The 23,606-nt window shown below is 63.0% G+C and carries 23 protein-coding genes, 1 tRNA gene and 3 pseudogenes; 6 read left to right on the top strand and 21 right to left on the bottom strand.

Going from position 1 to position 23,606, the window contains the following annotated elements:
• Positions 1-90: 90 nt before the first annotated feature.
• From ACVI1L_RS12280 to ACVI1L_RS12240, 9 genes are all read right to left on the bottom strand, one after another.
• The gene (locus ACVI1L_RS12280) at positions 91-1,458 is read right to left on the bottom strand and encodes a S41 family peptidase (RefSeq protein ID WP_057020912.1); all 1,368 of its coding nucleotides are present in this window, start codon (positions 1,456-1,458) and stop codon (positions 91-93) included.
• Positions 1,455-2,861 carry a murein hydrolase activator EnvC family protein gene (locus ACVI1L_RS12275; protein ID WP_456782998.1) on the bottom strand — a complete coding sequence of 469 codons (1,407 nt, stop codon included), beginning with the start codon at positions 2,859-2,861 and terminating at the stop codon, positions 1,455-1,457. Before ACVI1L_RS12275 ends, ACVI1L_RS12280 begins: the two co-directional genes overlap by 4 nt.
• Positions 2,862-2,901: 40 nt before the next feature.
• Positions 2,902-3,384 carry a 23S rRNA (pseudouridine(1915)-N(3))-methyltransferase RlmH gene (gene rlmH, locus ACVI1L_RS12270; RefSeq protein WP_076834612.1) on the bottom strand — a complete coding sequence of 161 codons (483 nt, stop codon included), beginning with the start codon at positions 3,382-3,384 and terminating at the stop codon, positions 2,902-2,904.
• Between the two features lie 50 nt (positions 3,385-3,434).
• Positions 3,435-3,803 carry a ribosome silencing factor gene (gene rsfS, locus ACVI1L_RS12265; RefSeq protein ID WP_016847840.1) on the bottom strand — a complete coding sequence of 123 codons (369 nt, stop codon included), beginning with the start codon at positions 3,801-3,803 and terminating at the stop codon, positions 3,435-3,437.
• A gap of 186 nt (positions 3,804-3,989) precedes the next feature.
• Positions 3,990-4,613 (bottom strand): nicotinate-nucleotide adenylyltransferase, encoded by a 624-nt coding sequence (locus ACVI1L_RS12260; protein ID WP_080583350.1) that lies wholly within the window; start codon positions 4,611-4,613, stop codon positions 3,990-3,992.
• 45 nt (positions 4,614-4,658) lie between these two features.
• Positions 4,659-5,951: a glutamate-5-semialdehyde dehydrogenase gene (locus ACVI1L_RS12255; RefSeq protein ID WP_456782996.1), complete on the bottom strand. Its 1,293-nt coding sequence runs from the start codon at positions 5,949-5,951 to the stop codon at positions 4,659-4,661.
• 123 nt (positions 5,952-6,074) lie between these two features.
• Complete coding sequence (gene proB, locus ACVI1L_RS12250) at positions 6,075-7,217, bottom strand: glutamate 5-kinase (protein WP_076834609.1); 1,143 nt, start codon at positions 7,215-7,217, stop codon at positions 6,075-6,077.
• An 82-nt stretch (positions 7,218-7,299) separates the two neighbouring features.
• Positions 7,300-8,352, bottom strand: a complete 1,053-nt coding sequence (obgE, locus tag ACVI1L_RS12245; protein ID WP_456782995.1) for a GTPase ObgE — start codon at positions 8,350-8,352, stop codon at positions 7,300-7,302.
• Positions 8,353-8,453: 101 nt separating this feature from the next.
• Entirely contained in the window at positions 8,454-8,933 is a 480-nt protein-coding gene (locus tag ACVI1L_RS12240; RefSeq protein ID WP_076834607.1) for a MaoC family dehydratase, read from the bottom strand.
• A 154-nt stretch (positions 8,934-9,087) separates the two neighbouring features.
• On the opposite strand from ACVI1L_RS12240, the gene ACVI1L_RS12235 reads away from it, so the two are divergent.
• Positions 9,088-10,002, top strand: coding sequence for a DMT family transporter (locus ACVI1L_RS12235; RefSeq protein ID WP_253605440.1), 915 nt, complete (start codon positions 9,088-9,090; stop codon positions 10,000-10,002).
• A 167-nt stretch (positions 10,003-10,169) separates the two neighbouring features.
• Here the strand turns inward: ACVI1L_RS12235 and ACVI1L_RS12230 are convergent, their stop codons facing one another.
• The 4 genes from ACVI1L_RS12230 to ACVI1L_RS12215 all read right to left on the bottom strand — a co-directional run bounded on the left by ACVI1L_RS12230 (position 10,170) and on the right by ACVI1L_RS12215 (position 12,983).
• Entirely contained in the window at positions 10,170-10,766 is a 597-nt protein-coding gene (locus tag ACVI1L_RS12230) for a GNAT family N-acetyltransferase (protein WP_038384665.1), read from the bottom strand.
• 171 nt (positions 10,767-10,937) lie between these two features.
• On the bottom strand, positions 10,938-11,207 hold the full coding sequence (rpmA, locus tag ACVI1L_RS12225) for a 50S ribosomal protein L27 (protein ID WP_016847848.1): 270 nt from the start codon (positions 11,205-11,207) through the stop codon (positions 10,938-10,940).
• Positions 11,208-11,309: 102 nt separating this feature from the next.
• Positions 11,310-11,777 (bottom strand): 50S ribosomal protein L21, encoded by a 468-nt coding sequence (gene rplU, locus ACVI1L_RS12220; RefSeq protein WP_016847849.1) that lies wholly within the window; start codon positions 11,775-11,777, stop codon positions 11,310-11,312.
• 255 nt (positions 11,778-12,032) lie between these two features.
• On the bottom strand, positions 12,033-12,983 hold the full coding sequence (locus tag ACVI1L_RS12215) for a GlxA family transcriptional regulator (RefSeq protein ID WP_456782993.1): 951 nt from the start codon (positions 12,981-12,983) through the stop codon (positions 12,033-12,035).
• A gap of 124 nt (positions 12,984-13,107) precedes the next feature.
• Here ACVI1L_RS12215 and ACVI1L_RS12210 point away from each other — a divergent pair, with 124 nt between their 5' ends.
• Both ACVI1L_RS12210 and ACVI1L_RS12205 read left to right on the top strand, forming a co-directional pair.
• Entirely contained in the window at positions 13,108-13,911 is an 804-nt protein-coding gene (locus ACVI1L_RS12210; protein WP_456782991.1) for an SDR family NAD(P)-dependent oxidoreductase, read from the top strand.
• A 169-nt stretch (positions 13,912-14,080) separates the two neighbouring features.
• The gene (locus ACVI1L_RS12205; protein ID WP_456782989.1) at positions 14,081-15,238 is read left to right on the top strand and encodes an ROK family protein; all 1,158 of its coding nucleotides are present in this window, start codon (positions 14,081-14,083) and stop codon (positions 15,236-15,238) included.
• Positions 15,239-15,706: 468 nt separating this feature from the next.
• Here the strand turns inward: ACVI1L_RS12205 and ACVI1L_RS12200 are convergent, their stop codons facing one another.
• On the bottom strand, positions 15,707-16,570 hold the full coding sequence (locus tag ACVI1L_RS12200; RefSeq protein WP_076834602.1) for an alpha/beta fold hydrolase: 864 nt from the start codon (positions 16,568-16,570) through the stop codon (positions 15,707-15,709).
• A 213-nt stretch (positions 16,571-16,783) separates the two neighbouring features.
• On the opposite strand from ACVI1L_RS12200, the gene ACVI1L_RS12195 reads away from it, so the two are divergent.
• Positions 16,784-16,873 (top strand) — tRNA-Ser (locus ACVI1L_RS12195).
• A 111-nt stretch (positions 16,874-16,984) separates the two neighbouring features.
• Positions 16,985-17,227: pseudogene (locus tag ACVI1L_RS12190) on the top strand (GNAT family N-acetyltransferase); the annotation flags it as partial.
• A gap of 111 nt (positions 17,228-17,338) precedes the next feature.
• On the opposite strand, the gene ACVI1L_RS12185 reads toward ACVI1L_RS12190, so the two are convergent.
• The 5 genes from ACVI1L_RS12185 to ACVI1L_RS12165 all read right to left on the bottom strand — a co-directional run bounded on the left by ACVI1L_RS12185 (position 17,339) and on the right by ACVI1L_RS12165 (position 20,728).
• Positions 17,339-18,016 (bottom strand): hypothetical protein, encoded by a 678-nt coding sequence (locus ACVI1L_RS12185; RefSeq protein ID WP_456782987.1) that lies wholly within the window; start codon positions 18,014-18,016, stop codon positions 17,339-17,341.
• Positions 18,017-18,128: 112 nt separating this feature from the next.
• Positions 18,129-18,329: a hypothetical protein gene (locus ACVI1L_RS12180; protein WP_057020971.1), complete on the bottom strand. Its 201-nt coding sequence runs from the start codon at positions 18,327-18,329 to the stop codon at positions 18,129-18,131.
• Between the two features lie 191 nt (positions 18,330-18,520).
• The gene (locus tag ACVI1L_RS12175; protein ID WP_057020970.1) at positions 18,521-19,105 is read right to left on the bottom strand and encodes a protein-S-isoprenylcysteine O-methyltransferase; all 585 of its coding nucleotides are present in this window, start codon (positions 19,103-19,105) and stop codon (positions 18,521-18,523) included.
• 244 nt (positions 19,106-19,349) lie between these two features.
• Entirely contained in the window at positions 19,350-19,889 is a 540-nt protein-coding gene (locus tag ACVI1L_RS12170) for an SGNH/GDSL hydrolase family protein (RefSeq protein WP_229191613.1), read from the bottom strand.
• Positions 19,890-20,014: 125 nt separating this feature from the next.
• The gene (locus ACVI1L_RS12165) at positions 20,015-20,728 is read right to left on the bottom strand and encodes a thioesterase domain-containing protein (RefSeq protein ID WP_141342041.1); all 714 of its coding nucleotides are present in this window, start codon (positions 20,726-20,728) and stop codon (positions 20,015-20,017) included.
• A gap of 383 nt (positions 20,729-21,111) precedes the next feature.
• Here ACVI1L_RS12165 and ACVI1L_RS12160 point away from each other — a divergent pair, with 383 nt between their 5' ends.
• Complete coding sequence (locus ACVI1L_RS12160; protein ID WP_456782986.1) at positions 21,112-22,338, top strand: hypothetical protein; 1,227 nt, start codon at positions 21,112-21,114, stop codon at positions 22,336-22,338.
• Here the strand turns inward: ACVI1L_RS12160 and ACVI1L_RS12155 are convergent.
• Together ACVI1L_RS12155 and ACVI1L_RS12150 are read right to left on the bottom strand one after the other, a co-directional pair.
• Positions 22,337-22,480 (bottom strand): annotated as a pseudogene (locus ACVI1L_RS12155) (sigma factor); the annotation flags it as partial. The gene ACVI1L_RS12160 and the pseudogene ACVI1L_RS12155 overlap by 2 nt on opposite strands.
• Positions 22,481-22,527: 47 nt before the next feature.
• Positions 22,528-23,115 (bottom strand): annotated as a pseudogene (locus ACVI1L_RS12150) (flavodoxin family protein).
• Positions 23,116-23,606: the final 491 nt, after the last annotated feature.

The raw sequence follows: 23,606 nt of genomic DNA, 5'->3' as shown, positions 1-23,606 counted from the left end.
CCTGCCCGGCAAAGCACGGTTACGGGTGGACACCGAAAGCAGAAAGGGCGGCCCGCGGGCCGCCCTGTTCGCCGAATCGATCGGATTAAATCAGTTCGCGGCCTTGTTGCCCGGCTTGTCGACCGCGGCCTTGTCGCGCGCGGCCTCCGGCGCCGCTGGTGCGCTCGAGGTCGACTTGATGCCGTGCAGCAGGTCGTCGGCCATCTTCAGCGCCTTGTCGTCCTTGGCGTCCGGCGGGACGTAGGACTGCGAGCCGGTCTTCTCGTCGCCGTCGTTCTTCAGATGGCCGCGCAGCGAAGCTTCGCCCTTGGTGTCGGTGCGCGCCTTCAGCTCTTCCGGCACGTCCTGCAGCACCTCGATGTCGGGCACGATGCCCTTGGCCTGGATCGACTTGCCCGACGGCGTGTAGTAGCGCGCGGTGGTCAGGCGCAGCGCGCCATTGCCCGAGCCGAGCGGGATGATGGTCTGCACCGAGCCCTTGCCGAACGAACGGGTGCCGACCAGCGTCGCCCGCTTGTGGTCCTGCAGCGCGCCGGCGACGATTTCGGAGGCCGATGCCGAGCCGCCGTTGATCAGCACGATCACCGGCTTGCCCTTGGTCAGGTCGCCCGGATGGGCGGCGCGGCGCTGGGTTTCCTCGGCGTTGCGGCCGCGGGTCGAGACGATCTCGCCACGCTCCAGGAAGGAGTCGGACACCGTGACCGCTTCTTCGAGCAGGCCGCCGGGGTTGTTGCGGAGATCGATGACGTAGCCCTTCAGCTTGTCGCCGATCTGGCCCTGCAGATTGGTGATCTCCTTCTTCAGGCCTTCGGTGGTCTGCTCGTTGAAGGTGGTGATGCGGATATAGGCGATGTCATCGGCCTCGACGCGCGCACGCACCGAGCGGACGCGGATGTTGTCGCGCACCAGCGTGACGTCGATCGGATTGTCCTGGCCCTTGCGGATGATCTTGAGCTTGATCTTGGTGTTGACCGGACCGCGCATCTTCTCGACGGCCTGGTTCAGCGTCAGACCCTGCACCGCCTCGTCGTCGAGGGTCGTGATGATGTCGTTGGCCATGATGCCGGCCTTCGAGGCCGGGGTGTCGTCGATCGGCGAGACGACCTTGATCAGGCCGTCTTCCATCGTGACCTCGATGCCGAGGCCGCCGAACTCGCCGCGGGTCTGCACCTGCATGTCGCGGAAGCTCTTGGCGTCCATGTAGCTCGAGTGCGGGTCGAGGCCGGTCAGCATGCCGGAGATCGCGGATTCGACCAGCTTGCTGTCATCGGGCTTCTCGACATAGTCGCTGCGCACCCGCTCGAACACGTCGCCGAACAGATTGAGCTGGCGATAGGTGTCCGACGTCGCGGCGCGCGCGCTCGATCCCATCAGCACAGCGCGGGGCTGCGTAACGAAAAGCGTCAGGGCCGCGCCGGTGGCGGCGCTAAGGAGAATTACCGAAGTCTTGCGCATCATCCGCGAACCTTTTCGCCTTCATTTGCGGCCCACCATGGACCTGGATCGATTGGAGTGCCGTCTTTCCGGAACTCGACATAGAGCACTGGCTGGCTCGCATTTGTCGCGAGAATGGATGCAACTTGGGACGTCGACCCCATGGTCGCAACCGGCTCCCCCGTAAGTACAAACTGGCCGATGTTTACCGAAATACGCTCCATCCCGGCGATCAGGACATGATACCCGCCCCCGGCATTGAGGATCAAGAGTTGTCCATAGCTACGGAAAGGACCAGCGTAAACAACCCAGCCGTCACACGGGGTTGTGACCTGCGCGCCCGGCTTGGCTGCCAAAGAAATGCCTTTTTGTACGCCCCCCGCGCCGTCGGAACCGCCAAATTCGCGAATCTTGGTGCCATTCACGGGATAGGAGAACAGGCCCTTGGCCGAGGCGAAAGCGACCGCCGGGCTCATGCGGGCCGGGTCCTTGAGCGCCCCCAGATTCGGCTTGCCGTTAACCGTCGCCGGCGCTCCCTGGAGGCTGGCGGTGGCGGCGGCCTTGGCCGCGCTCTTGATATCCTGCTCCATCTTGGCGATCAGGGTCTGCAGATTGTCGGCCTGCTTCGACAGTGCGATGGCGCGGGCGCCTTCGGCCTCCATGTCCTTTTCGGCCGCGCTCTGCTGCCGCTGCCGTTCGTCGACCAGCGCCGCCAGCCGGGTCTGGTCTTCCTTCAGCTTGTCGCGGTCGGCCGCCAGCGCATCGCGCTCGGTCGAGATGGTCTTGCGCAGCGCCACCAGCTCGCCGAGATCGGCCGCAAGCTTCTCGGCGCGGACGCGCAACTCCGGCACCACGGCGCCGAGCAGCATTGCGGTGCGCAGCGATTGCAGCGCGTCCTCGGGCCGCACCAGCAGCGCCGGCGGCGTGCGTCGCCCGGCGCGCTGCAGCGCGGCCAGCACCTCGATCACCTCGGAGCGGCGTGAATCGAGCGAGGCGCGGATCTCGCGCTCACGGCCGTCGAGCGGCTGCAGGCGTGCCTCGGCGTCAGCGATCCGCGTCTCGACGCCGCGGACCTGGCCGGCAATATCGATCAGCTGCTGATTGAGCTTGCTGCGGTCCTGGCCGATCGCGGCGATGTCGGCCTTCAGCTTCTCCTGCAGCTCGGTCGCCTTGCGCTGCTGCTCGCGCGCGGCCTCGAGTTCCTGTTCGCGCTGCTTGATCGCATCGGGCGATGGCTCCGCGGTTGCGGCCTGCTGCGCCGGCGGCGCGGATTGCTGCGCTGGTGGTGTCGCTTGCCCATGCGCCGCGGCCAGCGGATAGGCGGCGAACATCGCGATCGACAGCGGCAGCGATGTCGGCAGCCGGCGGCGGCGCGCGGTGCCGGCATGCGAAGCCGAATACGAAGCTGTGTCCCGCTTGTGCTGCATTCGCGTGAGTTCAGTGGTTTCGACTGTCCGTCACCACGCCTTACGCGCGATGATAGGGGTGGCCGGCCAAAATGGTTGCGGCGCGATAAATCTGTTCCAGAAGCATGACGCGGACCATTTGATGCGGCCAGGTCGCGGAGCCGAATGCAATTCGCAACAAAGCCTTGCGCTGCAATTCAGGCGAAAGTCCGTCTGCGCCGCCGATCACGAAGACAGTATGTGCTGTTCCCTCGTCGCGCCAGCGACCGAGCTGCCGGGCAAAGGTCGCACTGTCGATGCTCTTGCCGCGTTCGTCGAGGGCGACCAGCGCGTGCTTCTCAGGCAGCAATGCGGAGATCGCCGCAGCCTCCTCGGCAATGCGCGCGGCGGTGTCGCGCGCGCGGCTTTCCGCGATCTCGTGGATGTCGAGGCCGCGAAACCCGAGCTTGCGGCCGATATCCTCGAAGCGCTCGCGGTAACGCTCGGCGAGCTCCCGTTCAGGGCCCTGTTTCAGACGGCCGATGCAGATCACGACAAGGCGCATCAACGCAGACTAGCTGCGCTGCAGCCGATTCGCATCGGCTTCGAACCCCCTTAGACCGCCGCGACCGCCGGGTTCTGAGTCCACAACCGCTCGAGGTTGTAGAACTCGCGCACCTCAGGCCTGAACACGTGCACGATCACCTCGCCGGAATCGATCAGCACCCAGTCGCAATTGGGCAAGCCCTCGACATGGATGTTCTTGACCCCGTTCTCCTTGAGGCTCTTCGTCACATTTTCCGCGATCGCGCCAACGTGCCGGTTAACCCGGCCGGTGGTGACGATCATGTAGTCGGAATATGCGGATTTGCCCCGAAGGTCGATGGTGACCGTCTCTTCCGCCTTCATGTCCTCAAGGCGGGAGAGGATCAGGCTCAGCGTCTTGTTGGCATCCGGTTTGTCGGCGTCCGGTTGCGCCTGCAAGGCCGCGGTTTTGGTCGATGTTTTACGCGCAGTCTTTGGAACCTTGGGTAAAACAGACTTTGACAATACAGATGTGGCCAGGGACCATTCCTTTCACTGTATCGCGGGTGCCGAATCCTCGGCCCCACGCGCCATACTACGCATGTGGGGTTAATGGTTTCAATATTCCAGTAACCCTTTTGCGCTTCATGCCGTTCTCCAGCTCCCGTCCGGGTTCCGAAGTCCGGTCGAAGACAAATTGGATTTCATTCCTGTCAGGAACACCCAGGCCGGCGCCTGCTGGTCGGCCAGCCGTGTCGCCTGATTTTCGGGCATGCGATAGCGCGCGAGCGCCTGCGCCGCCGGTGCGGCAAGGGCGCGGAAGCTTTGGGGCGGACGGTCGATCACGGCAATCGGCACATCGGACGCGATGCGCCGCCAATCTTTCCAGCGATGAAATTGCGCGAGATTGTCAGCGCCCATGATCCAGACGAAGTGCACGCCGGAGACACGGCGGCGCAAGTGGATGATCGTGTCCACAGTGTAGCTGACGCCAATGACAGCTTCGAGACAGCTGATGTCGATGCGCGGATCGTCGGCAACGCGGCGCGCTGCCTCGGCGCGCTCGGCGAGCGCGTGCAGGCCATCATGGTTCTTCAGCGGATTGCCCGGCGTCAGCAGCCACCACACGCGGTCGAGCTGCAGGCGCTTGAGCGCGAACAGGCTGATGGCGCGATGCGCGGCGTGCGGCGGATTGAACGAGCCACCAAGCAGCCCGATGCGCATGCCGTTGGTATAGAACGGAAGCGCTTGGGCTGCGGATAACGACACGCTCGATGCTTGCTGCAATGGCTTACCGTGCGCGTGCGACAATGATCACGGCCGCGTCTGCCCGGTGCCGTGGACGCGGTACTTGAAGCTCGTCAGCTGCTCGGCGCCGACAGGCCCGCGGGCGTGGAATTTGCCGGTAGCAATTCCGATCTCCGCGCCGAAGCCGAACTCGCCGCCGTCGGCGAACTGGGTCGAGGCGTTGTGCAGCACGATTGCCGAATCGACCTCGTTGAGAAATCTTTGCGCGGCAGCGGCATCCTCCGTCACGATCGCATCGGTGTGATGCGAGCCGTGATTTTGAATATGCGCAATCGCTTCATCGAGACCGTCGACGATCCTCGCCGAGATGATCGCGTCCTCGTATTCGGTGTCCCAGTCCTCGTCGGATGCGGGCTTCACCCTGGCATCGACGCCCTGCACGGCGTCGTCGCCGCGCACCTCGCAACCGGCATCGATCAACAGCTCGACCAGCGGTTTCAGCTGCGTCGCGGCAGCGTTGCGATCGACCAGCAGGGTCTCGACGGCGCCGCAGACGCCGGGACGGCGCATCTTGGCGTTCAGCACGACCGCCTTGGCCATATCGAACCTGGCGCTGGCGTCGACGTAAATGTGGTTGACGCCCTCGAGATGCGCGAACACCGGAACGCGCGCCTCCGCCTCGACACGTGCGACCAGGCTCTTGCCGCCGCGCGGCACGATCACATCGATGCCGCCGTTCAATCCCGTCAGCATCAGGCCGACGGCCGCGCGGTCACGGGTCGGCACCAGGGTAATCGCGGCCTCGGGCAGGCCGGCCTCACGCAGGCCCTGCACCAGGCAGGCATGGATCGCGCGGCAGGAGCGGAAACTGTCCGAGCCGCCGCGCAGGATCACGGCGTTGCCGGACTTCAGGCACAGCACACCGGCGTCGGCGGCGACATTGGGCCGGCTCTCGAAGATCACGCCGATGACGCCGAGCGGCACGCGGACGCGTTCGATGGTCATGCCGTTCGGCCGCTGCCAGCTTTCGGTGACGGCGCCGACCGGATCGATGATCTCGCGCACGGTCGCAACGCCATCGGCCATGCCGGCAACGCGCGCCTGGGTCAGCGTCAGGCGGTCGACGAAGGCGGAGGTCATGCCGCTCGCGCGCGCCTCGGCGACATCCTCGGCATTGGCGGCGAGGATGGCCGGCGCGTCGGCGCGGATCGCGCGCTCGATCGCGGCGAGCGCCCGGTCCTTCTGCTCCGGCGGCGCCAGCGCCAGCACGCGCGCCGCGGCGCGCGCCTTGGCGGCGAGGTCGGTCATCAGGGCAGTAAGATCGGCGTTGCCGTCGATCGCCTTCAGGGGGGCGCTCATGAAACTACCAGCTTTGGACTAAGGCCATGTTCTAGCATGGCAATTGAAGGGTGGCGAGGCGCGGAACCGGCATGGCAGGTGGGCGGCAGGCCGCCCCGCTCGGCCAATGGCCTATCCAGTGGCTTATTTGGGCGGGATCGCCCCGGCCGGGCCGATCACGAGGTCGTCGCGATGGATCATCTCGGACCGCCCGCTGATGCCCAGAATGGTCATCACGTCGGGCGAGGAGCGGCCCATGATCTTCTCGGCGTTCTCAGCGTCGTATGCGACCAGGCCGCGGCCGATTTCATGGGTGTCGGGGCCGCGCACCACCACGGCATCGCCGCGGGCGAACTGGCCGTCGACCCGGATCACGCCAGCCGGCAACAGGCTCTTGCCGGCGCGCAGCGCCGCGACCGCGCCGGCATCGATGGTCAAGGTACCCTTTGGCTCGAGTGAGCCCGCGATCCAGCGCTTGCGCGCGGTGACCGGATTGGCGGGGGTCAGGAACCAGGTGCAGCGGCCGCCGTCGGCGATCGCAGCAAGCGGATGCTCGATCTTGCCCGATGCGATCAGCATGTGGGTGCCGGCCGTGGTCGCTATCTTCGCGGCTTCGATCTTGGTGGTCATGCCGCCGCGCGACAATTCGGACCCGGCCGAGCCGGCCATCCCCTCGATCTCCGAGGTGATGCTTTCGACCACCGGGATCAGCTTGGCGTCGGGATCGAGCGCGGGCGGCGCGGTGTAGAGGCCGTCGATATCGGACAGCAGGATCAGAAGATCCGCGCTCGCCATGGTGGCGACGCGGGCGGCGAGGCGATCATTGTCGCCATAGCGGATCTCGGTGGTCGCGACCGTGTCATTCTCGTTGATCACGGGCACCGCGCCCCATTCCAGCAGCTTTGCGATCGTCGAGCGCGCGTTGAGATAGCGGCGGCGCTCTTCGGTGTCCTGCAGCGTCACCAGAATCTGCCCGGCGCCGATGCCGTGATGGCCGAGCACCTCCGACCAGATTCGCGCCAGCGCGATCTGGCCGACCGCTGCGGCAGCCTGGCTCTCTTCGAGCTTCAGCGGGCCGCGCGGCAGCTTCAGGCGGCTGCGGCCGAGCGCGATCGAGCCCGACGACACCACCATGACCTCGCAGCCTCGCTTGTGCAGCTTTGCGATGTCCTCGACCAGCGCGGCGAGCCAGGACGCGCGCACCTCGCCGGCCTGCGAGTCGACCAGCAGCGATGAGCCGACCTTGACGACGATGCGGCGAAAGTTCTTGAGCGCGGGGCGTTTCATGGATTTGGTCTGGCAGGAAGGTGGAAGCAATAGACGCCACAATGTGGCTTGGGAAGTCCAGGCGTTGCGCGGCTTGTGCCGTTCAACCCTGCGGCACCGGCGTCGCCCACGGCTCCGCCTGGCCACCCTTGGCCTTGTTGGACACCGGCGCCTCGCCGATCACCTCGACCAGCGCGCGCAGCGCATCCTGCACGCCTTCGCCGGTCGCGCCCGAGAGCAACAGCGGCGTCTTCTTCGCCGCCCGCTTGAGGCGGTCCTTCTGCTTCTTCAGTTCGTCGGGCGCGACGGCGTCGATCTTGTTGAGCGCGACGATCTCGATCTTGTCGGCGAGATGGCCCTCATAGGCTTCGAGCTCGGTGCGCACCGTCTTGTAGGCCTTGCCGGCATGCTCGCAGGTCGCATCGACCAGATGCAGCAGCACGCGGCAGCGCTCGACATGGCCGAGGAAGCGGTCGCCGAGGCCGGCGCCTTCATGCGCGCCCTCGATCAGGCCGGGGATGTCGGCGAGCACGAATTCGCGGCCGCCGAAATTCACCACGCCCAGCTGCGGATGCAGCGTGGTGAAGGGATAGTCGGCGATCTTCGGCCGTGCCGCGCTGACCACCGAGAGGAAGGTCGATTTGCCGGCATTGGGCAGGCCGACCAGCCCGGCGTCGGCGATCAGCTTCAGCCGCAGCCAGATCCCGCGCTCTTCGCCGGGCGCGCCGGGATTGGCGTTGCGCGGCGCGCGGTTGGTGGAGGATTTGAAATGCGCGTTGCCGAAGCCGCCATTGCCGCCTTCAGCCAGCACGAATTTCTCGCCGAGTTCGGTGAAGTCGTGCAGCAGGGTCTCGCGGTCCTCGTCGAACACCTGGGTGCCGACCGGCACCTTCAGCACGATCGGCTTGCCGTTGGCGCCATGGCGGTCCTTGCCCATGCCATTGGTGCCCTTCTGTGCCTTGAAGTGCTGCTGGTAGCGGTAATCGATCAGCGTGTTCAGTCCGTCGACGGACTCGATGATGACGTCGCCGCCGCGGCCGCCATTGCCGCCGGAGGGACCGCCGAACTCGATGAACTTCTCGCGCCGGAACGCGACGCAGCCGTTGCCGCCGTCGCCCGAGCGAATATAGACCTTGGCTTCATCGAGGAATTTCATGATTTTCACTAGTTAGGGCAGGGTGGCCGCGGCGGCAACCCGGAAAGGCCCTGACTTCAGCGAAAAGCCTTAATTTTCGGGCCTTTTTACGGCCCTTGCGGCTAACTCGGCCGCCGCCGGACCAGGAATTTCTGCATCCCCTCCAGCACCAGCTCGCGGCGCTGGTTGTGCACGGTCGAGCGCAGCGTCACGACGCCGGTGGTCTTGCCCGGCGACAGCTCGATCACCTCCAGCGCGGGGTAGATGGTATCGCCGGCATAGACCGGTTTCAGGAACTTGCTCGATTGCTCGAGGAAGCCGATCAGCGACTCCTCCACGACATAGGGGAATAATCCCGCGCCGGGCGCGGTGTGCACCAGGGTCTGGAAGCCGTGCGCGAGCAAATCAGGCATGCCGCGCGCGCGGCAATATTCGACGTCGTAATGGATCGGATGGGTGTCGCCGCTGGCGGTCTGGAACGCAGCGAAAACAGCCGAGGTCTGGGTCCGGCTCGGAATCACGAAGCGCTCGCCGAGCACGAAATCCTCGAACCAGCGCTGCGCGGGGACCATGCGATGCTGGGTGGGGTCGAAGTCGCTCATGCGGCGTTTCCTGCTCTTTTTGTTGCCGGGATCAGCTACCGGTATCGCAGCGGCGCAGGTGCGGCAATCCGTTCAATTCGTCATGCCCGGGCTTGTCCCGGGCATCCACGTCTTTAAAACCGGACGACTCGGGAACAAAAGCGCAAGTCTGCTCATGAGCCTGTTCGCAAAGCTGTCCTCCTACGACGACCGATCGGCGCGGCTCGCCGGCATCGGGTTGATGCTGCTGTCGATCTTCATGTTCTCGTTCGGCGATGCGATGGGCAAATTCATCGTCGCCACCTATTCGGTCGGGCAATTGCTGTGGCTGCGCGCCTGTGCGGCGCTGCTCGTGCTGCTGCCGATCGTGTGGCAGCGGCGCGCGGATTTTCTGCATCTGGAACGCCCGTGGCTGCAATTGCTGCGCGTCACGCTGTCGACGGTGGAGGTTGCGGCGTTCTTCCTGGCGACCGTCTATCTGCCGCTCGCCGACGTCATCACCTACTATCTGGCCGGACCGATCTTCGTCACCGCGATGTCGGGCCTCGTGCTCGGCGAGCATATCGGCTGGCGGCGCTGGACCGCGATCCTGGTCGGCTTCTGCGGGGTGTTGATCGCGCTTCGGCCGTCGGCGCAGACCATCAGCTGGCCGGCAATGATCGCGCTCGGCGGCAGCCTGTCGTTCGCGGTGCTGATGCTGATCACGCGTTCGCTGCGCGCTACCCCCGATATCGTGCTGGCGACGTCGCAATTCGGCGGCACCTTCATCCTGGGCCTCGTGCTCTCGCCGTTCGGCTGGGTGACGCCGTCAGCCGGCAGCCTCGTGCTGTTCTTCACCGCCGGCATCATCTCGGTCGCGGCGCTGCTTTGCGTCAATCGTTCGCTGAAGCTCGCGCCGGCGAGCGTGGTGGTGCCGTACCAGTATTCGATGATCGTCTGGGCGGTGATCTTCGGCTTCGTGGTGTTCGGCGACGTGCCGTCCTGGGCCACCATCATCGGTGCCGCTGTCATCATCGCGGCTGGCCTCTACATCTTCGTCCGCGAGCAACAGCTTGGACGCCCGGACTCCGCAGTGAATCCGCCGGCGTGATGTTTACCCTCCCCTGGAGGGGGAGGGTCGACGCGAATGCAATGAGCGGCGGGGTGGGGTGAAGGTCTCTCCTCATCCAACGGTGCCCGAGTGGATAGATCACCCCACCCCGCTGCGCTTCATGCGCAACGACCCTCCCCCTCCAGGGGAGGGTGAAGCCAAAAGCCTCAGCTCTCCCGCCGGGTCGAGTTGTTCCAGCTCTTCAGCGACGCCCAGACGCCGCGCGACAGGCGGAAGCAGTCGACCGGGCTCGAGGAGCCCAGCGCCTCGAAGCGGTGCAGCTCGACGCCGCCCCACTGGAAGCCGCACTTCTCGAGAATGTTGCGCGACGACGGATTGACGACGCGGGCGCCCGAGATCAGCTGGTCGAGATCGAACTCCTCGAAGAAGTAATCGATCACCGCGCGCGCAGCCTCGGTGCCGAAGCCCTGGCCCCAATAGTCGACGCCGAGCCAGTAGCCGAGTTCGGCCGATGTCTCCTCGCGCCAGTCGATGCCGACCATGCCGATCGGCGTGTGATTGTTCTCGATCAGGAAAACGGTTTCGCGCCCGCCGGCGCCGAGCGCGCGCACGAAGTCGATGGCGTCGTCCTGGGTATAGGGATGCGGCAGGCGGCGGGTGTTCTCCGCGATGCGGCGGTCATTGGCGAGGCGTGCGATTGCTTTTACGTCCGCGAGCGTCGGCTTGCGCAATGTCAGCCGTTCTGTCTCGAGGACGCAAGCTCTTGCCTCACGCAAGGTCGGCGTCGGGATGTCCTGCAACATGTCGAGCTCCTGTGATGCGAAAAAATCGGTACGCAACGCTTGGAACGTCACGCGCGGTCGAACTGGAACGCGCGCAACAAAAAGGGGAGGCCGGTCATCCCGCCTCCCCTTGGAGCCCTTTGCGACTCCGCCGGTTCAACAGGACCCGGCGGACTCATGTGTGTCCACCGTCTACTCGGCCGCCTCTGCCATCGGAATAACCGATACGAATGTGCGGCCGTTGGCTTTGGCACGGAACTCGACATGACCCTCGACCTTGGCGAAGAGAGTATGATCGGTGCCCATGCCGACATTAAGGCCAGGATGCCAGGTGGTGCCGCGCTGACGCGCGATGATGTTTCCGGGGATCACGCGCTCGCCACCGAACGCCTTGATGCCAAGGCGCTTGCCCTTGGAATCACGCCCGTTGCGCGATGAACCGCCTGCTTTTTTGTGAGCCATGGCTCGTCTCCGACTTCGCTTTGATCTCTAGATCAATTCCTTGACGGAATCATTTCACGTTTTGTCACGCTTCACATCTGAAAGCGCGACGATCACTTCTTCTTAAGCCTTGGCCGCGGCCTTCTTGGCCGGAGCCTTCTTGGCGGCCGGCGCCTTTGCGGGCGCCTTCTTCTTGGCCGCCTTTGGCGCTGCATCCTCGCCATCGGCGGGCGCTGCGACCTTTTCCTTCTTCGGCCGCGGGCCGACGGTCGGCTTGGCGTTATCGGCGAGGATCTCGGTGATGCGAAGCACCGTGAGCTCGTCGCGATAGCCGCGCTTGCGGCGTGAATTCTTGCGGCGACGCTTCTTGAACGCGATCACCTTGGCGCCGCGCTTGTGCTGCAGCACTTCGGCTGCAACGGACGCGCCTGCCACGGTGGGCGTTCCCAGCACCGGCGTGTCACCGCCGAGCACCAGAACTTCGCCAAGCTGCACGATCGTGCCGACATCGCCGGCGATCTTGCCTATCTCGAGTACATCATTCGGAACGACACGGTATTGCCGGCCGCCGGTTTTGATGACTGCGAACATCGTTTGATTCCTTCGTGTTCGATCCCGGCCTCGGACGATTCGCCCGGGTCGGCTTTTTGTTCAGTCGCTATGGGTTGCGTGTCTCGTGCGAAGGGAATGAATTCCCAAATGGTCCGCACAAAAACGATCGGCGCGAGAAATCCCCGCGCCGGATGGGGGGACTTATAGCCGCAAACGACCGAGAGTCAAGGTAAAGCAGGGCAAAAACCGGCCAAAAATGAAGGGTTTGGCATGGTTTTGGCCGAGATTGGCGGCTCAAGCCTGCGCCTGGGCCGCGATCCTCGCGTGGCGTCGGATGGTCTGGGGCGGCTGGCCCAGCACCCGCAAGAACGCCCGCCGCATCCGTTCGCGGTCGGCAAAGCCGGTCTCTACGGCAATTTCGTCCATCGAATGGCGGCCGTCACCGATCAATTCGCGCGCCGCCTCGACCCTAAGATGCTCGATCGCCTTGGCCGGTGACTGGCCGGTCTCTGAACGGAAGGCGCGGCTGAACTGGCGCGGGCTGAGCCGTGCGACGGCGGCCAACTCCTCGACCGAGAGCTCGTTGCGCAGATGCGCCTTGGCGTAATTGAGCGCGTTCTGGATACGATCGGATTTCGGGTCGAGCTCGAGCAGCGCCGAAAACTGCGACTGTCCGCCGGTGCGGCGGTGATAGACGACGAGCTTGCGCGCCACCGAACGGGCGACCTCGACGCCGAGGTCATGCTCGACCATCGCCAGCGCCAGATCGATCGTCGCGGTCATGCCGGCCGAGGTCCAGATCGGCCCGTCGACGATGTAGATGCGGTCCTGCTCGACTTTCAGCTTGGGAAAGCGCGCCTGCAGTTCGGCGGCGTATTGCCAATGCGTGGAGACGCGCCGGCCGTCGAGCAGGCCGGCTTCGGCGAGCGAGAAGGCGCCGACGCAGGGCGCGGCGATGCGCTGTGACGCCGTCAGGGCGCGGCGAACATAGTCGGTCAGCTTCGGTGACGCTGGATGCAGCTCGGTGCCCGCGCCGACGAACAGCGTGTCGAAGCTGCGCTCGCTGAACGCATCGGTCTCGACATTGAAGCCCGCGGATGACCGCACCGGGCCGCCATTCTCGGACAGCAGTGTGACCCGGTAGAAATTTTCACCGGCCACCAGATTGGCGATCTCGAAGGCGGTGATGGCGGTGAAGCCCATCACCTGGAAGCCCGGGAAGACGACGAAGCCGATGTGCTGCATGGAACCCTCCGGCCGCAATTCATGTCCTAAAAAGGTGTATATATGACATTTGAGACATGCAAGGGGGCCTGTAGAACCTGAACAGCGGCCAAAACCGGCCGTTCGGGTCAAACAGGAGACCAACATGACCAAGTCAGCCAAAGGAACGGCGCTCGTTACCGGTGCGTCGTCCGGAATCGGTGCCATCTACGCGGACCGGCTCGCACGGCGTGGCTACGATCTGATCCTCGTCGCACGCAACCGCGAGCGCCTCGACGGGCTTGCCAGGCGTCTGTCGGCGGAGACGGGCCGATCGATCGAGATCGTTGCCGCCGACCTCGGCAAGCGCGGCGACGTGTCACGGATCGAATCCATTCTGCGCAGCAATACCGGCATCAGCCTGCTGGTGAACAATGCGGGCGTCGGTGCAACCGCGCCGCTGCTCGCATCCGATGTCGACAAGATGAGCGACATGATTGCGCTCAATGTCGATGCGCTGATGCGCCTGACCTATGCGGCGGTGCCGGGATTTGTCGCGCGCGGCAACGGCACCATCGTCAACATCGCCTCGATCGTCGGTGTCGCGCCCGAAATTCTCAACGGCGTCTACGGCGGCAGCAAGGCTTTCGTCCTCGCCTTGACGCAGTCGTTGCAGCACGAGCTCAAGGACAAGAACATCCGGGTCCAGGCCGTGCTGCCGGGCGCCACCGCGACCGAGTTCTGGAACGTGGCCGGCACGCCGGTCGAGCATCTGCCCGGCGAGATCGTGATGAAGGCCGAGGACATGGTCGATGCCGCGCTCGCCGGTCTCGATCAGGGCGAGGTCATCACCGTGCCTGCGCTGCCGGATGCCGCCGATTGGCAGGCCTATGAGTCAGCCCGCCAGAAGCTGATGCCGAACCTGTCGCGCAGCACGCCTGCGGCGCGCTACGGGCTGAAGGCCGCCTGACGCCCCTGCGAAAATTGCGTCCCGCGCCTGGCCAGACGGCGCAGCGCGGGACGCAACCATTTGAGTTCCCGGCCGTTACAGCATGATCCGGAAAAGTGCGAAGCGGTTTTCCGAAATGATCATGCTCAAACAATAGTGCAGGCAACCTCAAGCGGGCAGGCAAGGGCGAATGGCTGAAGACGCTGGATTGACCACGGGCATCGCGCACCACGGTGCCGCGCGGTTGCCGTCTGTCGACATCGACAGCTTCAACATCGAGCTGAAGGACGACGAGGGCTTTCTCGGCGATCGCGCCTCGAAGGGCGCGTTCCGCAAGATCCTCGACCGCTGGCGCAAGCCGCTGCGCAAATCGGACGAAGATCCGTTCGGCGACGAGCCGTCGGACAAGATCAGCAAGAAGAAGCTCGATGAGTTGCTGGTCGGCGACGACACCGAGGCCTCGGCGGTCGTGCACAGCGCGATCGAGGAGTTTGCGCAGGAGCTCGCCTATGTGACGCGGCGCTTCCTCAACACCAAGGCCTGGGCCAAGACCGAGCGCATCGTGGTCGGCGGCGGCTTCCGCGACTCCAGGCTCGGTGAGCTCGCCATCGCGCGCACCGAGATCATCCTGAAGTCGGAGGATTTCAAGGTCGATTTGCTGCCGATTCGCTTCCACCCCGACGATGCCGGGCTGATCGGCACGCTGCATCTGGCGCCATCGTGGATTTTCGAAGCCCATGACGGCGTCCTCGCCGTCGACATCGGCGGCACCAATATCCGCTGCGGCGTTGTCGAGACGCGCTGGAAGAAGGCGCCCGATCTCTCCAAGGCCGCGGTCTGGAAATCGGAGCTGTGGCGCCACGCCGATGACGAGCCGACGCGCGAAGGTGCGGTGAAGCGGCTGGTGAAGATGCTGAAGGAGTTGATTGCCGCCGCCGAGAAGGAGAATCTCAAGCTCGCGCCGTTCATCGGCATCGCCTGTCCCGGCGTCATCAATGAGGACGGATCGATCGAAAAAGGTGCGCAGAACCTGCCCGGCAATTGGGAGAGCAGCAAATTCAACTTGCCGGCGAGTCTGGTCGAGGCGATCCCGCAGATCGGCGATCATGACACCGCGATCGTGATGCACAATGACGGCGTGGTGCAGGGGCTGGCCGAGGTCCCGTTCATGCAGGACGTCTCGCGCTGGGGCGTGCTGACGATCGGAACCGGGCTTGGCAATGCCCGCTACACCAATCGCAAGCGGGAGAACGGCAAGGACGAGAAGAAGGCCGAGAAGAAAGACAAGGATGACGAGAGCGAAAAGAGCGAGAAAAAGGCCAAAAAAGCCAGGAAAGCCGACGCCTGAGCCGTGCGGGCTTCAGCGATCGTGCGCGCTCCATCCGGGCTACGGTCTGCCTTCTCCTTCCCCCTGAAAGGGGAAAGGTCGGGATGGGGGTCAGCCGCAGGCGATGCTGTTTGCGGAGAGAGCAGATCCCCACCCGCTTTGCTCTGGCGAGCAAAGCGACCTCCCCTTTTCAAGGGGAGGTAAGCATGCGTAGCCCGGATGCAGCCAACGGGTCGCGCGAATGCGCGCCCGATGACAGGCTCCGCGAAATCCGGGGCACCTCCATCCGCAGATCCAGCGGCCGCGGATTACGCACGGTAAGGTTGATCGGTTAGGTTAAGATCGGGTTCGCGTTGCCGTTTCGACGTCGCTCGCTACCGTGGCCCGTGTCGCTCCCGCCGACCGGCGAAGCCGCACTTCCCGGCCAGCAATATTTAGAAGCGGCACGGGACCGCCAGTTTTTGTCGCGTCCTGGCGGTCCCACCACTTCTACTTCCAATTGATCCGCCCGAAGAAGCCGGCGATCTCGGCGGCCGCGCGGTCGGGGTCCTCGCGATGCGGGAAATGCCCGACATCGGGAAACATCCCAAGGTCCAGATTGGAGAAGGTCTCGCCTAATCGGTCGGTCCAGGCATAGGGAAACAGCGGATCGTGCTCGGCCCAGCGAATGCAGGTCGGAACAGTGATCGGCGGCAGCGCCGGGGCTTCGCCCTGCATCATCTTCACGCGCGCCGCATGCGACGCGCGATAATGCGCAAAGCCGCCGGCGAGATTGCCGGGCTTGAAGAAGTTGTCGGCGAAGTCCTCGATCACGTCGTCGAACGCAGCCTTGCGGTGCGACCAGTTGTGCAGGAAATGGCCGATATAGGTGCGGCAGCTGTCTCTGTTGGCGCCGACCAGCGCCGGCGCCATCTCCATCTGGTGGAACGACTGGTACCAGATGTGGTTCAGCCGGTCGGGCGCGGCCATCCGCGGCCCGATGCCGGGATAGACGAAATCGAAGAAAAACAATCCGGCGATGCGCTCGGGCGCCTTGCGGGCGAGGGGCTGCATCACGGCGCCACCGACGTCGTGGCCAACCACGCCGGCCTTGTCGATCCCGAGCGCGTCCAGCAGCGCCAGCATGTCGTCGGTATGCTGATCGGGGCCATAGGGGCCTTCGGGCTTGTCGCTGTCGCCGAAGCCGCGCAGGTCGGGGGCGATCAGGGTGTAGCGGCCGGCGAGGCGCGCCATGACAGGCTTCCAGGTCAGCCAGAACTCCGGCCAGCCGTGCAACAGCAGCAGCGGCTTGCCCGTCCCGGTCCGCGCGACGTGGAACGCCGCGCCATTGGCTCGAATCGTCACATGCTCCATGGCCCGCTCCTGCTCCGGCTGGTTCGCTCGCGCGCCGATCGAGCCAGAACCGTTCTGCTAGCGCTTTGTTTCCGCGCGCTTTCTCCGGCCGTCCTGGTGCTTTGGTGGCGCGAGGCACGGGTGACGGAAATATTATTGCAGCGCCTTGTCTGGCCCGCCATCCTCGCCTAGAACACGCCCCGACCGCGGGTGGCGCAAATCACCCGGGCCATCGGAGAGGTGGCAGAGTGGTTGAATGCACCGCACTCGAAATGCGGCATAGGTGCAAGCCTATCGGGGGTTCGAATCCCTCCCTCTCCGCCACCCTTCGCCCTGCCGGGCTCGAGTGGCAGGCCACCCTGCCTAGCGGGCTCCGCTGCGCGCTGACATTCCACACGATCACGACCGCTCGCCTGACGCTGCGTCCGCAGGCGATTGACGAGTTCCCCGCCGATCAGGCGTTCCTGGCCTCGCTCCGATCGGCCGGAATGGGCGGCCCGATCGACGTGCGCGCGGCGGTGGGGGATGTTTTGCCACGACCTAGCGTGCTGGCGCTTGTTCGGCCATGGCGCGTTGATGATTGAGGTCACGGCTTCGAAGCAGTGCGTCGGCCAGGTCGGCATCAACCATGGACCGCTGTTTCCGGAGCAGGAGCTTGGCTGGCTGCTCTATGACGGACAGGGCTACGCCACCGAGGCGGCGCTTGCCTTGCGCAACTGGACCTTTGCGGCAGCCGCGATCCGCTACAGCCTCGACCTCCCGGTATTTCGAACAGCCTTAGCGGGAAAACTAGCGATCCGAATCAGCCAACTGCGCCGTTTGGCGCCCGCCGTTCAACTCTCTCAACTGATTTACGTATTCCTCAGGCTTCAACAAATGGAATGGCGCCTTCAGGCCCATGAAGTTGGCGATGCGACCAATAAAGGCCGTGCAATTGGTCGTTTCCGCATTCCAAACAGGCGAGGTCGCCTGGAGGTGCTTGATGTACGCAAAGACCTTCTTCGCGTCGGCCTCGCTCAAGTACACGCGATAGCTGGCCGTCAGATACTGCTCGTCAAGGTCGCCGTAGCTCGCTCCGGTCTCGGAGGGCACCCAAGTAAGATGTCCGAGCACATAAGGCAGGACATCGCCCGCCGGGTGCAGCCCGGCGACTTCGACCTGCTTCTCGCTTGTCTTGCCGTACCAAACAAACGCATGCCCATAAGAAGCCGCCGTGCGGGCACGAAAGTCGACGTAGTACGGCCCTTTGGCCGAGGACCTTCGAACCAGCTTCGCGGCTGCTCCGGAAGCGGGACCGCTTGAACCCGCGACGGCCGTTGCCACAACCGACCTCGTCGACGGCTTACGCGGCTTGTCCTGCCGCAGCGGCGCTTGATCCGTTTGCGCAGCCAATTGCTGCGCATGACCGATGCCGGCTCCCAAAGTCACGGAAGCCACAATGACACCAATTCCGGCAAGCAGCCACAAGCCGCCCCGTGTCCGATTGGATTCTGGCACGTTCAAGCCCTCACAAGGGTAGTCGGCCCCAAGCAGCGCCTTCAGCAAAACTAAAGCGTGCGCTGACTGAGCGATCCTCGAGCTAACCCTTCGTCACGATCGGAGCAGGAGCTTTTCCAACCGGGTACTTACCGACGGGGTACTTGCCAACCGGATACTTGCCGATCGGCATCTTGCCAACCGGAGCCGTAGCAGTAACCGGCTGCGGATGAGGAAGATCTGCCGCGCTGGCGGCAGCCACAAAACCAAACGTCGCAACTCCAGCAACCAGGAACTTCAACATCGTGATCTCCGAGATGGGTAGCGTGAACATGAACAGCCTACCCTCTAAAGGCCATGGCGTAATTAACGCTGTAGCAAAGCTGGCGCTTGCGCGGTCATTTCCTTGCCGAGTGTGACAAAAACGGCACGGCATTATTGCTTTGTGTGAGTATCCGGACGTGAGTTCGGCGAGAGGAGTCTCTTGTGGCCGGCTCAGAACAGCCTCGGTAAAAGGCGTCCGGTCCGGGCCATATATTCGCGATACTCGTCGCCGAAGGCTTCCAGCATCATCTGCTCTTCTCGGGCAACTCGCCCGAAAAACAAGGTTCCAAATCCGATCAGGCCTGCGAAACCGGCCACCCAGTTCGGAAGGAGCAATGCCTGAGCAGCAGCCCAAAGCCAGAATGCAGTATACATAGGATGGCGAACTGTCCGATAAATACCGTCTGTGATCAGGCGATGATTTTCCCGCACGTCGAGGCTTAAGGACCAATTCCGACCAAGAGCTCGGTGGGTCAGCCGGAACATGACCAGCGCCGCAACCGCGACGAAAACACCCAGCCAGGCTTGAGCTGGCCGGAAAGCGTATGATGCGAAATGAGGCATGGCCGTTGCGATGTAGACGAGCGGCACAATGCCAAGACCCGTGAGCGATATCAGCAGCAGGGTGTTTTCGCGCGAGCCTCGGGCGCTTCTCGCGACCTTTTCACGGCGAGCACGACGCGCGTGTCTGTAGCGGATGAGATACCAACCGACCGCCATCATCACGAACACGAACTTGGCAATACCGGGCGTCATCATGGACCACGCGCTTGTTTCGCTGGCGCGCCATCTTCGCCGATCATCGAAAGGGTAGCATCCTTGGCGAGCGTCTGAGATCTGACAGAAGCACGTCCACAGACCGGCATGAACCAATCATACAGGGCTTGCGGGTCGTTTCCACCGATTAGTTGGCAGTCCGACAGGTGGATCCTGGGTGGATGCGTCGCCCGGTTCGCTCTATCGAACCGGATAGCACAATGCCGGCATGGCAAGGCTTTTTCTATCTCGCGCGCGGCGGAGGCACGGTGGCTCTCCGGTCTATCTCCAACACTCGCGGGAGCAATTGCGACGCTATGAAAGCATGCCCGGCAGCCGTGAGGTGAATAAGATCGAAAGCGTAATACTGCGGAGGAATCTCTTCGTCGTACAAAATGACTTTGATGGCGCGATCACGGAGCCGTCGCTCCATCGCCGCGATGTTGGCCGCCCGCTGCTCCTTCGTGACAAGGAAGCGCCTATCGTTGCCTCCAGGCTGCAAGATGACGATGTCGGTTCCCTTTGGCACGTCGCTATCAATGCGCTTCAACATGCCGGCGGTGGTGTCAAAGGGGACTCCGGCATTGGCGACGGTCGCATTGACGCCCTTCTCCCTCAGCAGGGCTTCTAGCTTGGCCGGGTAAGCGCCTTGCCTCCCAACGTACCAGCCTTGGGTGTTGCTTGCGCCGACTGCCACGATATGAATCGGCTTTGTGAAGGCTGCACACACGGCCGCCACGCAACAAATGGCGATGGCGGCTGAGAGTTTTCTAAATGGCGTCACTGACTGTCTCCCGGCCTAAAGTGCTAAGCAAAAACAACACCGACACCGGGCTCCTGCAGGGACCTAATCTAAAGCCTCACATCTTGCGTCAACGCCAACTTCAAACTGTCCTTTTGGACGGTATGCTAAGAGTTGGTCGAAGCTCGGGCTGCAGATGAAACCGGGTTCGAAGGACTCTGATTTCTTCGTGGGCGCGCGACAGCCGATCCGATTGCCCTGATCTTTCGTAGAACCATGCTATGCAACGCCGTGTCTTTATCGATGTTGAAGTGAGTGACGTTTGCATTACGAACATAGAAATTCGTCAGCTCGCCGCGGAAGCCGGGTCCGCGACCTATTCTAACGCCTTCATTTTTGTACAGATTTAGAACGCGCCCTACGTTGGCCGATGCCATATGCGACGATGTTCCGTCGAATGGGACGACCAAAGCAACCGGCACGCCCATTTGGCCAAGGTGCTCTGCCATCGACATCACGGCATCAGCACCAAGAGAGTGCCCCACCAGTATGATAGGCCCGCGCTGGCCTGCCCTATATCTTACGATGATTTCGTCGGCGACGCTTCTCCATTGAGTGTGATTTGCGACAGCCGCGACAACGCCAGCCGCTTGCAACTGAGCGGCAAGGTCGTCCATGCCCAAAGAAAAGACGTTCAACAATCCGCGGAATAAATAAACGTGCGCCGCAGAAGAGTGCAGTCGAGCGGGCGAATTTGTCGATCTAAGCGCCACCGCCGTTCCGGGCTTCGCCTGAGCCCCATTGTTCAAAAGCAGACTGCTTGCCAAAAGAATCGTCAAGCCGGCGCAAATCAGCGCCGTGCTGCAACGCAATCTCTCCATTGTCAGAATCCCCGCCACCTCAGGTCGAGACGCATTAAATCAGACTTACGAATCGTGACAATCCTGAACGGCTTCGAAAAACGCGTTGAGGCGCGCAATTGGCTCGCTGTCGCGGATTTGCCACACGAAGAAAGCGATCGTGCCGCGACCGTCAGGACCCTCTACTGTCAGTGACTCCGGCGCCCTGCGCTTTTTTGCTCAAAGCCAAACTCAACGAGTGCCACCCCGCGGACGAAGTGGTAATTTTACAAGCCGAGATCCGCATCATCCATGTCAGGTTCGCCAAGGGCTGCGGTCAACGAGGAGTAGCGCCAAAGTGTCCATGCATTTCCGTCTTACAGAATGAGCGCCGATCAATATCTTTACAGAATTCGAGCTGCTGGATGATTCGACGACGGCACGTCTTTCACATTGGTGGTTACGATCCAATCACCCCCGAAGAGCAGGTCGAGCGCTTGCGGCGCTCGCTCTCGAGCTTCCAAAAGATTTGGGGCGCTTCTTCACGGCTGTCGGAGATATCGAACACGTCTGCAATTAGTGCTTCATGCAGCCTGGAAGCATGGGGGCCAAACTGGAAAACTCACGTCACCTTCGAAATACTCCGCTGGGATGATCTCATTCGGTGCGATTCGAAAGCCGGCTTCGTGTCTCGTCTCGTTCAATCCTTGAAAGCGCTATTCGACTTCATCGTGACGGGAACAATATTTAGATATGCGATCGCGAGCTGGAAGTACGCTGTCTTTTTCATCTTTCCATATTGCTGCTTGCTATTGATCGCATTTTGCAGCCTCGGGCTGTCATATCTGGTGATCAGGCTCATACACGCTACATTTTGGATCGAATTACTGCTTGGACTTTCTTTGTCGCTTGCCATCTTTGTCGGCGCGATGCTCTGGATCGGACCAAAGCGTAGGATAAATCACATTCTCGATGATGCCATTTTCTCCCACCAATTTCTTTACGGGCAGAAGAACAAACTTGACGAGCGGCTCGGCGCTTTTGCGAACCTGATATCAAGAACGGTTCGGGCCGCAGAAGTTGATGAAGTTCTGATTGTTGGCCACTCCCTCGGCGCAGCGCTCACAATTGCGGCGGTGGCGCGCGCGCTGACATCGGATCCTCCGCTCGAAACGTGTGGACCCAAACTATGCGTTCTCACGGTGGGCGCTACCATTCCTAAATTCGCGCTGCATCCGATGGGCGGCCAAATACGGAAAGCGGCGCAACTTGTGGCCGGAGCGTCTGCGATAGGCTGGGTCGAATACCAGGCTCGAGATGACGCAATCAGCTTCTATCGCTTCGACCCCGTCACTCTGAAACGTGTCAGTCGAGACCATTCAGGTGGCCACCCAAGGATTCGGCGCGTCCAAATACATTCAATGATAAGTCCAATCCGCTTCAGACGTCATCGATTCGATTTTATGCAGATTCACTATCAGTTTCTAATGGGAAACGATCAACGTTCGGCTTACGACTATTGCATGATTACTTGCGGTCCGCTCGATTTCGACGTTTCGACTTCACCGTGCGGAGCGGTTGGCCTGTTCGACGCGGACGGTTCGGTGATGACGACCGAAGTTGATGATCGGCTGGATCCATGTCGAGAATAGACGCGAGCCAGCGCAGCCAGGCGTCGTGCACGACATCCTCCGCGTCCGCGACCGAGCCCAGCATCCGAAAGGCTAGCCGGATCAGGCGCGGACGCAGCTCGGCGAAGATTTCGGCTGCCGACGCTTCGGCTGCATCTGTCATGACGCCACCGGAACGGGCACCGAGGCCGCGTCACGGCCGCGCACGAACTAAAGCGCGGTTTTCGCGACCCGCTTTCCCAGGTGACCGGCGGTTGCGAGATCGGATCCCGGCGGGGCGGTGTCCGCGCCCTCGTCGGTGTTCGACTGTGCGTCGGCTCCGAGCCAGAACCCCAGCCTGTTCGGATCGGCTTCCGATCCCGATGCGGAGTTGTTCCCCGGGGGCAGATCGAGATTGACTCCAATGCATCCCATGCTGCGCGGCGAACAATGCAAGCTGGATCAATGTGGACAGCTTGTCGCCGGCGTGTGCCCCCGAATTGGCGAAGCCCGCCGCGAGCTTGTCTTTCCAGCGATAGCCTTTGGACATCACCGCGCGTGACGTTGCTTCCTGAAAGGCTTTGAGGGCCGCGGAGGCGGCGCCCATGTAGGTGGGCGTGCCGAAGATCAACGCTTCCGCATCCATCAGCCGATCCCAGTTCTGTTCCACGTTCTCGACGGGCACCAGAAGCGCCTCCGCGCCATCGATATCCTGGACGCCGGACCTGACGGCCTCCGCCTGCCGCCGGTATGGCCGTAGGCGCTATGATAGACGATTGCGATCAGGGTGCGACCGCCGCCGGTTCCGAGTGTGTGCATGCTGTCCTCTGCTGCTGCCCTTGCAGAAGCCAAGAAGACAGCGCGTCGAAACGTGACATGCCCTGCGAATTTTCGTCCGGAGGATGTTGCTCCAATTGACCGCCACGCAGGCCGGGAGCGGCGGCCGCCGGCTCCTTTGCATGGGGTTGTTTTCGATATTTTGGCGGGAGCCGCGGTCGCGTCGGGGGCGATCGACCTCGCCGAAGGTTGACCCCGACAATCCCATCCATCATCACCGGGTGTCGGCAGCGAGGTCGAACCTCGCGCGGTCGCGCCGGTAACCTTAATTTTTCCTTTCGATTGTCGATAAAGTTTTATCGATTATCCTCGTGGCAGTTGAGCGGTGTGACGAACCGCACGATGAGCGGCAACAGCCGAGTGGCTGGACGACCGCTCTGAAATCGAAGGGTGGGCAGAGCGCAGTGCCAGCCACCTTTCGGGCTGTCCGGCGGCGGCCGGCGGGGCAAATCAATTTTGAAGTGCTTTTGATT

The sequence above is a fragment of the Bradyrhizobium sp. USDA 4516 genome (assembly GCF_054055915.1).
The sequence above is the reverse complement of the archived record's forward strand: the minus strand, read 5'-3'. Positions and strand labels throughout refer to the sequence as shown.

Bases quoted from the DNA above. Each gene is read 5' to 3' on its own strand.
- ACVI1L_RS12255 (WP_456782996.1), bottom strand. From the start codon at position 5,951: ATGAGCGCCCCCCTGAAGGCGATCGACGGCAACGCCGATCTTACTGCC.
- ACVI1L_RS12230 (WP_038384665.1), bottom strand. From the start codon at position 10,766: ATGTTGCAGGACATCCCGACGCCGACCTTGCGTGAGGCAAGAGCTTGC.
- ACVI1L_RS12280 (WP_057020912.1), bottom strand. From the start codon at position 1,458: ATGATGCGCAAGACTTCGGTAATTCTCCTTAGCGCCGCCACCGGCGCG.
- ACVI1L_RS12275 (WP_456782998.1), bottom strand. From the start codon at position 2,861: ATGCAGCACAAGCGGGACACAGCTTCGTATTCGGCTTCGCATGCCGGC.
- ACVI1L_RS12210 (WP_456782991.1), top strand. From the start codon at position 13,108: ATGACCAAGTCAGCCAAAGGAACGGCGCTCGTTACCGGTGCGTCGTCC.
- ACVI1L_RS12205 (WP_456782989.1), top strand. From the start codon at position 14,081: ATGGCTGAAGACGCTGGATTGACCACGGGCATCGCGCACCACGGTGCC.
- ACVI1L_RS12165 (WP_141342041.1), bottom strand. From the start codon at position 20,728: ATGGAGAGATTGCGTTGCAGCACGGCGCTGATTTGCGCCGGCTTGACG.
- ACVI1L_RS12180 (WP_057020971.1), bottom strand. From the start codon at position 18,329: ATGTTGAAGTTCCTGGTTGCTGGAGTTGCGACGTTTGGTTTTGTGGCT.
- ACVI1L_RS12235 (WP_253605440.1), top strand. From the start codon at position 9,088: ATGAGCCTGTTCGCAAAGCTGTCCTCCTACGACGACCGATCGGCGCGG.
- ACVI1L_RS12200 (WP_076834602.1), bottom strand. From the start codon at position 16,570: ATGGAGCATGTGACGATTCGAGCCAATGGCGCGGCGTTCCACGTCGCG.
- ACVI1L_RS12175 (WP_057020970.1), bottom strand. From the start codon at position 19,105: ATGACGCCCGGTATTGCCAAGTTCGTGTTCGTGATGATGGCGGTCGGT.
- ACVI1L_RS12160 (WP_456782986.1), top strand. From the start codon at position 21,112: ATGATTCGACGACGGCACGTCTTTCACATTGGTGGTTACGATCCAATC.
- ACVI1L_RS12240 (WP_076834607.1), bottom strand. From the start codon at position 8,933: ATGAGCGACTTCGACCCCACCCAGCATCGCATGGTCCCCGCGCAGCGC.
- proB (WP_076834609.1), bottom strand. From the start codon at position 7,217: ATGAAACGCCCCGCGCTCAAGAACTTTCGCCGCATCGTCGTCAAGGTC.
- obgE (WP_456782995.1), bottom strand. From the start codon at position 8,352: ATGAAATTCCTCGATGAAGCCAAGGTCTATATTCGCTCGGGCGACGGC.
- rpmA (WP_016847848.1), bottom strand. From the start codon at position 11,207: ATGGCTCACAAAAAAGCAGGCGGTTCATCGCGCAACGGGCGTGATTCC.
- ACVI1L_RS12215 (WP_456782993.1), bottom strand. From the start codon at position 12,983: ATGCAGCACATCGGCTTCGTCGTCTTCCCGGGCTTCCAGGTGATGGGC.
- rplU (WP_016847849.1), bottom strand. From the start codon at position 11,777: ATGTTCGCAGTCATCAAAACCGGCGGCCGGCAATACCGTGTCGTTCCG.
- rlmH (WP_076834612.1), bottom strand. From the start codon at position 3,384: ATGCGCCTTGTCGTGATCTGCATCGGCCGTCTGAAACAGGGCCCTGAA.